Source organism: Mycobacterium persicum (assembly GCF_002086915.1).
Lineage (GTDB): Bacteria > Actinomycetota > Actinomycetes > Mycobacteriales > Mycobacteriaceae > Mycobacterium > Mycobacterium persicum.
The window spans coordinates 1,964,440-1,978,102 of record NZ_MWQA01000001.1; the positions used below are offsets into that span (position 1 = coordinate 1,964,440).

Sequence of the window (13,663 nt, forward strand, 5' to 3'; positions counted from 1 at the left end):
GCCTTAATGAGCAAAGTGGCGTGCTCCGGTGAGATATAAGGTGACCCCGGCTTCGGCTGCCGCGGCGGTTACCTCGTCGTCGCGCACCGACCCGCCGGGATGCACGATCGCCTTGACCCCCGCAGCGGTTAGCGTCTGCAGTCCGTCGGGGAACGGGAAGAAGGCATCCGATGCCGCAACGGCGCCGCGTACTCGCTCGCCGCCGCGTGCATTACCTCGTTCGACGGCCAGCCGCGCGGCATCGACCCGATTGACCTGACCCATGCCGACCCCGACGGTGGCGCCGTCGGCGACGATGACGATCGCGTTCGACTTGACCGCGCGGCAGGCGCGCCAGGCGAACACCAGGTCGGTCAACGTCGCCGGGTCGGCCGGTGATCCGGTTGCCAGCGTCCAGTTGGCCGGGTTGTCACCGGGTGCGTCGAGCTGGTCGCGCTGCTGCATCAGCAGTCCTCCGCTGACCGGACGCAGTTCGGTGTCGCCGTTCTGGGGCTCGGATGCCAGCAGCACCCGGACGTTCTTCTTGCGCGCCAATAGGTCTAGGGCACCCGGCTCATACGCTGGCGCGACGATGACTTCGGTGAAGATGGTGCTGACGTACTCCGCCATTTCGACGCTGACCTCGGCGTTGGCCGCGATCACGCCGCCGTAGGCGCTCAGCGGGTCGCAGGCATGGGCCTTGCGATGTGCGTCGGCGACGGAAACCGACGAGATCGCGATGCCGCAAGGGTTGGCGTGCTTGATGATGGCCACACAGATCTGTTCGTGATCGAAAGCCGCCCGCCAGGCCGCATCCGCGTCGGTGAAGTTGTTGTAGGACATCTCTTTTCCGTGCAGCTGCTCGGCTTGTGCCAGTCCTGGCCAGGCGCCCGGGTCGGTGTAGAGGGCGGCATGCTGGTGTGGGTTCTCGCCGTAGCGCAAGATCGCCTGACGACGCCAGTTTCTGGCGAACCAATGCGGGAAAGTCGCTTCGGGTTGCTCGGGCGCCAGCGTCGACTGCATCCAGCTCGCCACGGCGATGTCGTATTCGGCGGTGTGCTGAAATGCCAGCGACGCCAGCTTTTTACGCTCGCCGAGGCTAAATCCGCCGCTGCGCACCGCGGCGAGCACCCCGTCGTAGCCGAGTGGGTCGGTGACCACGGCCACGCTGGGAAAATTCTTGGCCGCCGCCCGAACCATCGACGGCCCGCCGATGTCGATCTGTTCGACGCACTCGTCGATACCGGCGCCGGATTCGACGGTCTGGCTGAACGGATACAGGTTGACCACCAGCAGTTCGAACGCCGCGACCCCGAGTTTGTCCAGCGCGGCCCGGTGTTCGGGCTTGCGCAGGTCGGCCAGCAGCCCGGCGTGCACGCGTGGGTGCAGGGTCTTGACCCGGCCGTCGAGCACCTCCGGAAATCCGGTGAGCTCCTCGATTCGGGTTACCGGAATGCCTTTGCTGGCAATGGTCTTCGCCGTTGATCCGGTGGAGACGATTTCGACGCCGACCGCCGTCAGGCCCGCAGCCAGCTCTACCAGCCCGGTCTTGTCGTACACGCTGATCAGCGCGCGGCGGATCGGCTTCCGTACGCTCTCGCCGGTCATACTGTGCTCATCCCAGGGTCGCCTTTCGTCCGATGCAGGTCAGGCCGCCGGTGGCAATCGCGGCCACCACGTCGACGAGTAGTCGCCGTTCGATGACCTTGATGCGCTCGTGCAATGTCTCTTCGTCGTCACCGTCGAGCACCGGAACGGCCTGCTGCGCCAGTATCGGCCCGGTGTCCACGCCGGCATCCACCAGATGCACCGTACAGCCGGTGACCTTCACACCGTAGGCCAACGCGTCGGCCACGCCGTGGGCACCCGGGAACGCCGGTAGCAGGGCGGGATGGGTGTTGAGGATACGTCCGCTGAATCGTGAAAGAAATTGCGGCCCAAGGATTCTCATGAATCCAGCCGATACCACTAGATCGGGTGAATGGGCGGCGGTGGCATCGGTGATAGCCGCGTCCCAGGCGTCGCGGCCGGGGTAGTCGGCGACCCGGACCGTGAAGCTCGGCACCGATGCCCGCGCGGCGATCTCGGTGGCCCGGCACTCGCGATCCACCCCGACGGCGACAATCCGCGCCGGATAGTCGCCCACCGCGGCTTGGAGCAGCGCGTTCAGCAGCGATCCGGTGCCCGATGCCAGCACTACCACTCGCGTCGGTGCACTCGGGGGCACCCGGAGCGGTTCCTGCACATGGCGAGCCTAGTCTGGCCCCGTCTGGCGACGAGGCCGGGCGCGCCAGCGCATCGAACCTGCATCCACAGCTACTTCCACGCGCGTGTCGGCGCGCTGTACGCAGACTCGATGACGTCAGTACAGGCTCGCGCTCGGACACCGCGCCAGGCGCGGCAGGCGGCGCACAACAGGCCTAATCCTCGCGCTGAGAGCTGGAGTCCGACTCGGGCTGCCCTGCTAAGGACACGCCGTCGTCTCCACAAACGTCGACGTCCTCAGGCTGCGGCGACTCCTCGATGACATCGTGGGGTTGATCGCCCTCGTCGACCGCGACCGCAGACGTTTCTTCCTCAATCGGCGGGGCGGGCCGCGGTTCGGGCGAGCGCGGACGCCTGGTGATCCCGCCGGCCATCGCCACCGTCAGGCCGCCAACCACGGTGAACCAGAAGAAAACACCAATCAGCATGGCCCCCTCGTCCACGCCGACAGCGCCGAAGTTGCCCAGCTTGCCGCCGCCGGCGTAACCGAGCAGCACCATCACCAAGGCCCCGATAAGCGCTGCCACCAACACCTTGGCCATTGCCGGAAGCAACGGCAGCGGCCGGCGGGCGCACTGTTGCCCCAGCGCGACCCCAGATGCTGCTCCGATGATCAGCAAAGCGACCCACGCCGGCCCGAGCGGCGGTGTGGGCGCTGCGGCAAGGATCGGCACGGCCGGAATATCGCCGCCGAAGACGGTGAACGAACTGAACGTCGCAAAACCGATATGGGCACTGGACCCAACGGCGACCGCCGCGGCGCCGACGAAGACGTTGGGCGCATACAGCACCGAGAGCAGCGTGAGATTGAATTGGCCCCAGATCGAGTCGGTGATCCCGTAAAGCTCTTGCATCGTCGCCCAGTGAACAACCAGCGACCCCGCCGTCACCAGGCCGGACAGTCCCAGCAATGCCAAGACCCCGCCGGCAGCGGCGCGCACCGAATCGCCCAGCCAATTCGGCAGCCGCGAAGCCGCCAACGCCCGTCTGCCCACCCGCGACCACACCCCGACCGCCGCGCCGATGGCATGCACTACCAGCACGCCGGTGAACGCCCGCAGCGCGCTGGGCGTCTGTAGTTCGGTGATCACCGACGAGGCGTCGTGGATGACCGCAAGGGCGATCGCCGCGATCAGCAGCGGCCCGCCCAGCGCCGACGCGACAACCCATCGCACAACGAGCCAAGACGAGTAGGGCGAGGTGGCCAAGGCCGTCGTACGCGCGGTGCCCCATACCATCAGCAGAACCGGCAGTAGCGGCATGACGCCGAGTTCGCGACCGCCGATGGAGATCGGCACCTGATGAACGCCCAGCCACATGCTGGCGATCGCGCCCAACGCCCCGGTCATGTCGCTGTTGGCGATCAGTAACTGCAGCAGCGTCACCGCGGCAATGATGACCAGCGCCACCACGGCAGGAGCGAACGCAACCTTGACGAGGTCGCGTGCCTGGCGCGCACCCGCTGCTCGGTTGTCCTCGTTTGCCGACACCCTATTCACTCTTCGCGCACGTGCCTACCCAGCGCGAGAGCGCCCGACTAGACCGGCGCCGAACCGGATGACGACGACTGCTGGCCGTGCCCCTGTCCATAGGACTGCGGTCCCCCGGCGGGGTTTGAGTAGTTGACCGGAGCCGACCCGGCCTGGGATCCCGTTCCGGCACTGACCGGCGGCGGCGGGCCGAAGCTCGGAAAGCCGGTGGGCGGGGTGGACGGACCCTGGTGCATCGGCTGGGGCGCCGACTGGCCGGGCTGCTGGGCGCCGAAGCCGCCGGTCGACGGGTTGGAGCCGGCGCTGGACGAATAACCACCGTATTGCGACCCGTATCCGGACGGCTGCGCAGGGCTGGGCGCGGCCTGCTGCTGCGCACCCGGTTGACCGTAGTACCCGCCGGGCTGACCGCCGTACTGTCCGTATTGGCCGTACTGGCCATACTGGCCGTAAGCATCGAATTTGGGCCGCGGTGCCGGCGCCGAGATGACACCCGCATCCAACAGCAGCGCGCCGACCGCGGCAACCGCCTGAAACACGATGAACACCAAGACGACCCACAGCGCCCAGCCGGTCGAATAGGCGCTGGGCTTGTTGAACGTCGCCGCGATCATCAGCAACACGCCCAACACCGAGACCACGGCGACGATGGCCACGTAGCTCTTGGCCTTGGGCAGCAGACTCACCCCCGCAAGCAGTGCGGCCAGCAGAGCCAGGCCGACAGCCAACCCGGTATCGCCGGAAACCTCGCTGCCGGCCCCGCCGAGTTCTGAGCTCACCGTGAACATCGGACCGTAGCTGGCCAGATACGCCAGCAGCCCGAGCGCGACAACCGCCATGCTCAGGTACATCGGAAGCTTGCTGACACCGTCGTCAGTCTTGGCGAAAGATGGTGTGGCGCCTCCGTAGGAGCCGGCCGATTGCGCGGGCGGATATCCGGGACTACCTGGTGAGTAGGTCATGGCTCCTCCTGTTACCTCCGGTGCTGTCGCTACGCCTGCTGCAATGCGACGATTGCTCCCTGCGACACAATTCGATGACCCACGCTAGCGCACGGCCGGGTACTCGCGCCGTGGCGACCTTGCCCCCGCGATACCGGCCCGGTCACCGCTGCCGACGACCGGCAGATGAGCCGCTTGCCCGGCTGAGGTAGAACACGTTCTAATTCTGTTCATGGATTACGGGCTTGTCCTTTTCACCAGCGACCGTGGCATCTCCCCGGCCGCAGCCGCGAAACTGGCCGACGACCATGGCTTTCGCACTTTCTACGTGCCCGAACATACGCATATCCCGGTCAAACGGGAGGCCGCCCATCCCACCACGGGTGACGCGTCGCTGCCGGATGACCGCTATATGCGCACGCTGGACCCGTGGGTGAGCTTGGGCGCGGCTTCAGCGGTCACCTCCCGGGTCCGGCTGTCAACCGCGGTTGCGCTGCCGGTGGAGCACGACCCGATCACGCTGGCCAAAAGCATTGCTACGCTGGACCACCTATCCGGGGGGCGGGTCAGCGTCGGCGTCGGATTCGGCTGGAACACAGACGAACTCGCCGACCATGGCGTGCGGCCAGAGCGCCGACGCACCATGTTGCGCGAATACCTGGAGGCGATGCGGGCATTGTGGACCCAAGAAGAAGCCGCCTACTACGGCGAATTCGTCAAATTTGGACCCAGCTGGGCGTGGCCCAAGCCCGTGCAGCCACACATTCCGATCCTGGTGGGCGCCGCCGGCACCGAGAAGAACTTCAGGTGGATTGCGCGTAGCGCCGACGGCTGGATCACCACGCCGCGCGATGTTGACATTGACGAGCCGGTGAGGTTGCTACAGGACACCTGGGCAGCCGCCGGCCGCGACGGGGCTCCCCAGATCGTGGCCCTGGACTTCAAGCCGGTGCCTGAGAAGCTGGCGCGCTGGGCCGAATTGGGAGTGACCGAGGTGCTGTTCGGCCTGCCGGACCGCTCGGCAACCGAAGTCGCCGCGTATGTGGAGCGGCTGGCCGGCAAGCTGGCCGCCGCAGCGTAGCCTAGACGCCGGCCAGGCGCCGCCGAGCGCGCATGCGCGTCCAGAAATCTTGGGAAAGCAAGGGATATCTGCCGCCGGAGAGCTCTACCATAAGAAAACTTGCCCGGAAGCAGCGATCGGACCTGGTTCCGACAACGTTTTGGATCGACGCTCACGCCCTCGCGCGGGAGGTGGCACATGTCGTTTGTCCTCACCACGCCGGAATTCCTGGTGGACGCTGCTGCCGATCTGACAGGTATCGGATCGACGATCAGGGCGGCCAGCACCGCCGCCGCGGCCCCAACGGGCGGGGTGCTGGCGGCGGGCGCCGACGAGGTCTCGGCCGCCGTCGCCGCGGTGTTCGCGGCGCATGCCCAGGGATATCAGGTGCTGAGCGCTCAGGCGGCGGCATTTCACGACCAGTTTGTGGCGCTCGTGCGCGCAGGTGCAGGGCAGTATGCGATGGCCGAGGCCGCAAATGCCTCACCGTTGCAGCTTCTGGAGCAACAGCTTCTCGATGTCCTCAACGCGCCCACCACGCTGCTGCTGGGACGTCCGCTGATCGGTAATGGGGCCAATGGAGCACCCGGCGCGGACGGCCAGCCCGGCGGGTTACTGATCGGCAACGGCGGCGCGGGCGGCTCAGGCACCACCGCCCACCCCGCCGGCGGCAACGGCGGGTCGGCCGGCCTGTTCGGCAACGGCGGAGCCGGTGGAACCGGGAGGCCCGCGGCCCCGGGTGGCAACGGCGGAGCCGGCGGGCTGTTCGGCAACGGCGGAGCTGGCGGGAACGGCGGCGTCTTCGGTGGTGCCGGCGGCGCGGGCGGGGCTGCCGGGCTACTTTTCGGCACCGGCGGCGTCGGTGGCGCCGGCGCGGCGGCGACACTCGGCGGCAACGGCGGCGCGGGCGGCGCCGGCGGCGCCGGCGGATTGTTCGGCACCGGCGGCGAAGGCGGCCGCGGTGGTGCGACGATCGTCGCCGGCACCTCCGGCGGCGTGGGTGGCGCCGGTGGCGCCGGCGGAATCCTGCTCGGCTCGGGCGGGGGCGGCGGTGACGGCGGGGACGGGTTAGTGGCTGGTACTTCCGGCGGTACCGGGGGGACCGGCGGCCACGGCGGATTCGTCAACGGCACCGGCGGCATCGGTGGCGTCGGCGGGTTCGGTCCCCTCGGTGGGGCCGGTGGGGCCGGCGGGAGTGGCGGCGTACTGTCGGGCTCTGGCGGGGCCGGCGGTGGCGGCGGCAACGGCGGAGGTACCGGCGCAGGTGCCGGCGGTGCCGGCGGCGACGCCGGCTTACTCTTCGGCGACGGCGGTGCCGGCGGGCCGGGAGGAGCCGCCAGCGGTAATCCCGGCGGAGCCGGCGCCAACGGGGGACGCGCCGCATTGCTCCTAGGCTTCGGCGGGAACGGTGGCAACGGCGGGCCGGGGGCGCCCCCGGGCACCGGCGGCCAAGGCGGTGACGGCGGACAACTGTTCGGCGTGCCGGGCAAACCCGGCACGCCGTAGCCGACCTAGACGGCGACCAGGCGCGCTAAAGAGTCTTCAATATTTCCCGGGCGAGGGCCGCGGTTTCCGACGGCGTCTTGCCGACCTTGACCCCGGCCGCCTCGAGTGCCTCTTTCTTGGCGGCCGCGGTGCCCGACGAGCCGGACACGATCGCGCCCGCGTGGCCCATGGTCTTGCCTTCCGGCGCGGTGAAGCCGGCGACGTAACCCACGACCGGCTTGGACACATTGGCCTTGATGAAGTCGGCCGCGCGCTCTTCGGCGTCACCACCGATCTCGCCGATCATCACGATCAGCTTGGTGTCGGGATCCTTTTCGAAGGCCTCGATCGCATCGATATGGGTAGTGCCGATCACCGGGTCACCGCCGATCCCGATGGCAGTGGAAAAACCGAGGTCCCGCAATTCGAACATCATCTGGTAGGTCAGCGTGCCGGACTTGGACACCAGGCCGATCGGGCCGGGTCCGGTGATATTGGCCGGGGTGATGCCCACCAGCGCCTGGCCGGGCGTGATGATGCCGGGACAGTTGGGGCCGATGATGCGGGTCTTGCCGCCTTTGGCCACGTTGTAGGCCCAGGCGTATGCGGTGTCCTGCACCGGTACGCCCTCGGTGATCACCACCAGCAACGGAATTTCGGCATCGATCGCCTCGATGATCGCGTCCTTGGCGAATCGCGGCGGCACAAAGATGATCGAGACGTCGGCGCCGGTCTTTTCCATCGCCTCGGCGACACTGCCGAATACCGGCAACTTGATCACCCTGCCGCCCTTGTCCTCGTGGGTGACGGTGGTGCCGGCCTTGCGGGCGTTCACGCCGCCGACGATGTGGGTGCCCGCCTTGAGCATCCGGGCGGTGTGAACGGTGGCCTCAGAGCCGGTGATGCCCTGGACGATGACCTTGTTCTCTTTGGTCAGGAAGATCGCCATTGTCGTGTGGTCCTTTCTGGCTTTCAGGCGCTCGCCAGCTCGGCGGCTTTGTCGGCGGCCTCGTCCATCGTCGACACCAGCGTCACCAGGGGGTGGTTGGCTTCGGCCAGGATGCGCCGGCCTTCGTCGACGTTGTTGCCGTCCAGCCGCACCACCAGCGGCTTGTTGGCCTCACCGCCCAGAATTTCCAGCGCCTTGACGATCCCGGTGGCCACAGCGTCGCAGGATGTAATGCCGCCGAAGACGTTGACGAACACGCTCTTGACATCCTCGTCGCCCAGCACCACGTCCAGTCCGGCGGCCATGACCTCGGCCGAAGCGCCGCCACCGATGTCGAGGAAGTTGGCCGGCTTGACGCCGCCGTGCTTCTCACCGGCATAGGCGACGACATCGAGGGTCGACATCACCAGGCCGGCGCCGTTGCCGATGATGCCGACCTGCCCGTCGAGCTTGACGTAGTTGAGGTCGTGCTCTTTGGCCTTCAGCTCCAGCGGATCGGTGGCCGCACGGTCCTCGAACTCGGCGTGATCGGGATGACGGAAGTCGGCGTTGGCGTCGAGAGTGATCTTGGCGTCCAGCGCCAGGATCTGGTCGTCGGGGGTGCGTACCAGCGGGTTGACCTCGACCAGGGTGGCGTCCTCGGCGACGAACAGCTCCCACAGCGTGGAAATGGTGACGGCGGCGGCGTCGAGCACCTCGGCCGGCAGGTGACCCTGCTCGGCGATGGAACGTGCAAACGCCACGTCGACGCCCTTGACCGCATCCACCGGAACCTTTGCCAACCGCTCCGGCTTGGTGGCGGCCACTTCTTCGATGTCCATGCCGCCCTCGACCGAGCACATCGCCAGGTAGGTGCGGTTGGCGCGGTCCAGCAGGAAGGAGATGTAGTACTCCTCGGCAATCTCGCTGGCCTCGGCGACCAGCAGTTTCTTGACGATGTGGCCCTTGATGTCCAGGCCGAGGATGTTCTGGGCGTGCTGGTATGCGTCGTCTGGGGTCGCGGCGTATTTGACGCCGCCCGCCTTGCCCCGCCCACCGATTTTGACCTGTGCTTTAACCATCACCGGACGACCGATCTCGGTGGCGATCGCCTTGGCGCCTTCGGCGCTGTCGGTCACTCGGCCGGGCGTGCTGGGAACGTTGTGCTTGGCGAACAGTTCCTTGGCTTGATACTCGAAAAGGTCCATGTGCTCACTGTCTTCGCTGGGCTATCTGCTGGGCCGGTAGGGACGGTTGGAACTGTAGCGAGGCGCCAAACGGACGCCGCGATCGCATCCCACCGCTGTGGCGCACGCCACCGAATAGCGTCGCCTTCCAAACGTGATACAGCTCACATTTGTGCGTGGGTTATTGTCCTGAGGTTGCCAGCCCGGACGGTGAGCGGATACCGTCTCAGGGTCCAGATAACGTTATGGTCACGATACGAGGACATTTCAGCATTGTCCCAGCACCGATTCGCCCGTCCTGCCGCTGCAGGCGGGCTTTATGCATCCCGCGATCGTCGGCCTCAACATCACCACCGTAACGAAATCACCGAAATCATCCCGTTGGACGGATTCGACGGGTTCGACGAGCTGGAACTCGCCGACCTCGACGAGCTGGACTTCGGCGATCCCGAGTTCGGCACTGATGTGCAGTTACTGCAGGCCCCCGAGCTCGACGACCTGCATGAGACCGACGACCTGACCCCGACTTGGCTGGCCGGCCCGACCGAGGTGCTGGCCGCTGTGAGCATCGAGTCCGGGAGCCAAGCACCTGCCGCGCGTCCGCACGCCGCGACTGTCACCCCGGTGCCCCGGCGAGGCGGGCAGCACCGCAAGCAGCCGACCAGCGCGGCCAAGGGACGCCTGCTGATCTCGGCGATGGCCGCTGGCGCCGCTGCCGCCGCGGCGCATACGGCAACTCATCAAACCGACACCACCACGGCCGATACCGTGTTGAGCGCCAATGCGTCGGCGCTCACCGGCGGGTCGGGTGGCGCCCCCCGGGGTGTGCAGGTCATTGCCGCGCAGCCGGCGGCAAGCGCGGCGGTGCACAACGCCGAACTCGCCCATGGTGTGGCTTTTGCGCAGGAGCGGGCCCAGCGTGAGGCACGACTGCAGCAGCCGCTGTATGTCTTGCCGGCCAAAGGCATATTCACGTCGAATTTCGGGTATCGCTGGGGTGTGCTGCACGCTGGTATCGATCTGGCCAACTCCATCGGGACGCCGATCTACGCGGTGTCGGACGGCGTCGTCATCGACGCCGGCCCTACCGCCGGCTACGGCATGTGGGTCAAGCTGCGCCACGCCGACGGCACGGTGACCCTCTATGGTCACGTCAACACCACGCTGGTCAGCGTCGGACAGCGCGTGATGGCGGGCGACCAGATCGCCACCATGGGCAACCGGGGCTTTTCCACCGGCCCGCACCTCCATTTCGAAGTGCTCATGGGCGGCACCGAGCGAATCGACCCGGTGCCGTGGCTGGCCAAGCGCGGAATCTTTGTAGGCAACTACGCCGGCTGACCGGTGACCGCAGCGAGCCGTCCCCCCGCGCCTGAGAACCCGTCCGAGCCCACTGGATCTCTCGAGGAACCGCGCACCCGCATCATCCGCCGGGCGCCGACCGGACCACTGCCCGCGATATCCGATTCTGCGGCCACCCAGATCGCGCGACACCCGACAGGGTTGGACGCGAGCGGCCGGGTGGACCACTTTCCGCCGCTACCAGCCGCGATCGGCCATGAGCCGAGTCCTTGGACGGCCGTCGCAGCCGCGGCGGTCAGCATCGTCAGTGGCTGGGCCACCTCGGTGGTGGCCACCGACCTGATTGCCGGATGGTGGCGGACGGATCGGCTGTTCTGCATCGCGGTGGGTTTTCTGGCCCTGGTCTTCGCCGCAGCCACCGTCACCGGCGTGATCATGTTGCTGCTTCGCCGGTCTCTGGGGCGCTATCTGATCGCGGCGGGTGCGGTGGTCGCGGTGTTGACCTACGGCGGCGTATTCATCGCCGGTGCGCGCGTCGGGTGGATCGTGCACACCCTGCCGCTACTGCCGATCGCCAGCGCGGTGTTGGCCCTGCATCCGGCGACCAAACGCTGGCTCGTGGAGTAGCGGCTTCGCCGAACGTGTTGCCACTGCGAAGATCTCACGATTTTTTCGCAGCGAGTTCACGCTCAGCGCAAAGAGCGCTACAGCTTGGTGACCGGCGCGTGGTTGTGCATCAGCTTGACCCGTCCCGAACTGCCGAAGTCGATCAGCGACATCGCGGACTCCCCTACGCCAGAGACTTCCTCGACCCGGCCCAAGCCGTACTTGTCGTGGGTGACTCGATCGCCGGGCTGTAGCACCAGCAGCGGGCGCTTGCTCGCCCCTGCAGAACGGGTGGGCGCCGACCGCGGGGCGCCGAACCGGCCGGCTCCGCCCACCGGCGCACTGAACGACGGCTTCGGCGCGGTGCGGCGCCAATCGATGAGCTCCTGCGGGATCTCACGCAGGAAGCGCGATTCCGGATTCAGCATCGGCTGCCCCCAGGACGACCGCACCATGGCCCGGCTGACATACAGCCGTTGCCGGGCCCGCGTGATGCCGACGTAGGCCAGTCGCCGCTCCTCGGACAGTTCGGTCGGGTCGTCCAGCGCCCGCATGTGCGGGAACATCCCGTCCTCCCAGCCGGTCACGAATACCACAGGGAACTCCAGCCCCTTGGCGGTGTGCAGCGTCATCAGCGTGACGACACCGGAACCGTGCTCAGGGATCTCGTCGGAGTCGGCGATCAGCGACACCCGCTCCAGAAACGCCGCCAATACGCCGGTGTCCGGCACGTCTTCGTTGTCCGGTTCCAGCGCAGCGGTATTCGCCTGGTCGGCGCTGAATTCGTGTGCGACGCTGACGAGTTCGTTGAGGTTGTCCAGCCGCGCCAGCTCCTGGGGGTCGGTTGACGATTCCAGCTCCCGGCGGTACCCGGTGCGTTCCAGCACCGCCTCCACCAGCTCACCGAGGTCCTCGTCGAGACGGCCCCGCAGCTCGTCGAGCATCTCCACAAAGCCCGCGATCGACTTCTCCGCGCGGGTGTTGAGCATCGGCACTTTGCCCTCGGCCGCAGCCACCAGGGCATCGGCGAAGCTGGCGCCGGTGTTTTCGGCGTAGACCGCCACGCACGCCTCGGCGCGATCGCCGATGCCGCGGCGCGGCGTATTGAGTATGCGCCGCATGCTGACCGCGTCGCCGGGGTTGTCCAGCACGCGCAGGTAGGCGATGATGTCGCGGATCTCCTTGCGCTCGTAAAAGCGCACGCCCCCGACGACCTTGTACGGGATTCCGGCGCGGATGAACACCTCTTCCAGGGACCGCGACGAGTTGTTGGTGCGGTAAAAGACGGCGACGTCGTTGTAGGTGATCTCGCCACGCTCGGCCAGCGCGTCGATCTCGTCGGCAACGAACCTGGCCTCGTCGTGTTCGTTGTCGGCGACGTAGCCGACGATCAACTCCCCTTCGCCGGCGTCGGTCCACAGTCGCTTCTCCCGGCGCCCGGCATTGCGGGCGATCACCGAGTTGGCCGCCGAGAGGATGTTCTGGGTGGAGCGGTAATTCTGTTCCAGCAGAATGGTTGTCGCGTCGGGGTAGTCGCGCTCGAAGTCTTCGATGTTGCGGATGGTCGCGCCGCGGAAGGCATAGATCGACTGGTCGGCATCGCCGACGACGCACAGCTCCGCGGGTGGCACCGGGTTATCGCCGTCTTGCCTGCCGTGGCCGACCAGTTCGCGCACCAGGACGTACTGGGCGTGGTTGGTGTCCTGGTACTCGTCGACCAGGACGTGGCGGAACCGTCGCCGGTAGTACTGGGCGATGTCCGGGAAGGTCTGCAACACCGCGACGGTCTCGCCGATGAGGTCGTCGAAATCCAGGGCATTGGCCGCCCGTAGCCGCCGCTGGTATTCGGCGTAGACGGACGCGACGTTACGTGCCAAGTCATCTGAGTCGTCGGTCAGGTCGGCCAGTGCCTGATGGGGGTCGATCAGCTCGTTCTTCAGGTTCGAGATCGCGTTCGCCAACAACCGCGGCGAATACCGCTTGATGTCCAGGCCCATGTCACGGCCGATCATCTGCAGCAGCCGACGCGAATCGTCGGCGTCGTAGATGGAGAAGTTGGAGTTCAGGCCGTCGATCAGCGACGCCTGGTTGCGCAGGATGCGCACGCAGGTCGAGTGAAACGTGGACACCCACATGTAGCGGGCTCGGGCGCCGACCAGCCGCACCACCCGTTCCCGCATCTCGGCGGCGGCCTTGTTGGTGAAGGTGATGGCCAGGATCTGCCCGACCGCGACACCACGCGCGGCGATCAGGTAAGCGATCCGCCGGGTCAGCACCGCCGTCTTACCCGAACCCGCCCCCGCGACGATCAGCAGCGGTGAGCCCTCATGCAGCACCGCCTGGCGCTGTTGCGGGTTGAGGCCGTCGAGCAGCTGATCTGTTTCCGACTTCGCGTCGGTCGCGTGCACACTCATGTCGGT

Annotated in this window: 11 protein-coding genes; 4 read left to right on the forward strand and 7 right to left on the reverse strand. The window is 67.2% G+C overall.

All coding sequences use genetic code 11. The features are described 5' to 3' along the window. Window positions 1–3 precede the first annotated feature (3 nt). From purH to B4U45_RS08770, 4 genes are all read right to left on the reverse strand, one after another. Complete coding sequence (gene purH / locus B4U45_RS08755) at window positions 4–1,587, reverse strand: bifunctional phosphoribosylaminoimidazolecarboxamide formyltransferase/IMP cyclohydrolase (protein WP_075549191.1); 1,584 nt, start codon at window positions 1,585–1,587, stop codon at window positions 4–6. 7 nt (window positions 1,588–1,594) lie between these two features. Next, window positions 1,595–2,224: a phosphoribosylglycinamide formyltransferase gene (purN, locus tag B4U45_RS08760; RefSeq protein WP_075549190.1), complete on the reverse strand. Its 630-nt coding sequence runs from the start codon at window positions 2,222–2,224 to the stop codon at window positions 1,595–1,597. Between the two features lie 175 nt (window positions 2,225–2,399). Next, a complete protein-coding gene (locus tag B4U45_RS08765; RefSeq protein ID WP_219858666.1) occupies window positions 2,400–3,743 on the reverse strand; it encodes a cell division protein PerM in 1,344 nt (447 codons plus the stop codon). A gap of 38 nt (window positions 3,744–3,781) precedes the next feature. Continuing rightward, window positions 3,782–4,696 (reverse strand): DUF5336 domain-containing protein, encoded by a 915-nt coding sequence (locus B4U45_RS08770; protein ID WP_075549189.1) that lies wholly within the window; start codon window positions 4,694–4,696, stop codon window positions 3,782–3,784. Between the two features lie 211 nt (window positions 4,697–4,907). Between B4U45_RS08770 and B4U45_RS08775 the strand changes: the two genes are divergently transcribed. Together B4U45_RS08775 and B4U45_RS08780 are read left to right on the forward strand one after the other, a co-directional pair. Continuing rightward, entirely contained in the window at window positions 4,908–5,756 is an 849-nt protein-coding gene (locus B4U45_RS08775; protein WP_075549188.1) for an LLM class F420-dependent oxidoreductase, read from the forward strand. A gap of 177 nt (window positions 5,757–5,933) precedes the next feature. Then, on the forward strand, window positions 5,934–7,241 hold the full coding sequence (locus B4U45_RS08780; RefSeq protein WP_176357460.1) for a PE family protein: 1,308 nt from the start codon (window positions 5,934–5,936) through the stop codon (window positions 7,239–7,241). 25 nt (window positions 7,242–7,266) lie between these two features. Here B4U45_RS08780 and sucD read toward each other — a convergent pair whose 3' ends face one another. Beyond that, window positions 7,267–8,169, reverse strand: coding sequence for a succinate--CoA ligase subunit alpha (gene sucD, locus B4U45_RS08785; RefSeq protein ID WP_075549186.1), 903 nt, complete (start codon window positions 8,167–8,169; stop codon window positions 7,267–7,269). Between the two features lie 23 nt (window positions 8,170–8,192). After that, window positions 8,193–9,356: an ADP-forming succinate--CoA ligase subunit beta gene (sucC, locus tag B4U45_RS08790; protein WP_075549185.1), complete on the reverse strand. Its 1,164-nt coding sequence runs from the start codon at window positions 9,354–9,356 to the stop codon at window positions 8,193–8,195. Between the two features lie 252 nt (window positions 9,357–9,608). Between sucC and B4U45_RS08795 the strand changes: the two genes are divergently transcribed. Together B4U45_RS08795 and B4U45_RS08800 are read left to right on the forward strand one after the other, a co-directional pair. Further along, window positions 9,609–10,676 carry a M23 family metallopeptidase gene (locus tag B4U45_RS08795; protein ID WP_075549184.1) on the forward strand — a complete coding sequence of 356 codons (1,068 nt, stop codon included), beginning with the start codon at window positions 9,609–9,611 and terminating at the stop codon, window positions 10,674–10,676. A 3-nt stretch (window positions 10,677–10,679) separates the two neighbouring features. Then, window positions 10,680–11,264, forward strand: coding sequence for a hypothetical protein (locus B4U45_RS08800; RefSeq protein WP_167381711.1), 585 nt, complete (start codon window positions 10,680–10,682; stop codon window positions 11,262–11,264). 77 nt (window positions 11,265–11,341) lie between these two features. Here B4U45_RS08800 and pcrA read toward each other — a convergent pair whose 3' ends face one another. Further along, window positions 11,342–13,657 carry a DNA helicase PcrA gene (pcrA, locus tag B4U45_RS08805; protein ID WP_075549182.1) on the reverse strand — a complete coding sequence of 772 codons (2,316 nt, stop codon included), beginning with the start codon at window positions 13,655–13,657 and terminating at the stop codon, window positions 11,342–11,344. Window positions 13,658–13,663 lie beyond the last annotated feature (6 nt).

What these genes read in the sequence shown, in the direction of transcription:
- purH (WP_075549191.1), bottom strand. Translation starts at nt 1,587, where the DNA reads ATGACCGGCGAGAGCGTACGGAAGCCGATCCGCCGCGCGCTGATCAGC.
- B4U45_RS08770 (WP_075549189.1), bottom strand. Translation starts at nt 4,696, where the DNA reads ATGACCTACTCACCAGGTAGTCCCGGATATCCGCCCGCGCAATCGGCC.
- B4U45_RS08775 (WP_075549188.1), top strand. Translation starts at nt 4,908, where the DNA reads ATGGATTACGGGCTTGTCCTTTTCACCAGCGACCGTGGCATCTCCCCG.
- B4U45_RS08780 (WP_176357460.1), top strand. Translation starts at nt 5,934, where the DNA reads ATGTCGTTTGTCCTCACCACGCCGGAATTCCTGGTGGACGCTGCTGCC.
- sucD (WP_075549186.1), bottom strand. Translation starts at nt 8,169, where the DNA reads ATGGCGATCTTCCTGACCAAAGAGAACAAGGTCATCGTCCAGGGCATC.
- sucC (WP_075549185.1), bottom strand. Translation starts at nt 9,356, where the DNA reads ATGGACCTTTTCGAGTATCAAGCCAAGGAACTGTTCGCCAAGCACAAC.
- pcrA (WP_075549182.1), bottom strand. Translation starts at nt 13,657, where the DNA reads ATGAGTGTGCACGCGACCGACGCGAAGTCGGAAACAGATCAGCTGCTC.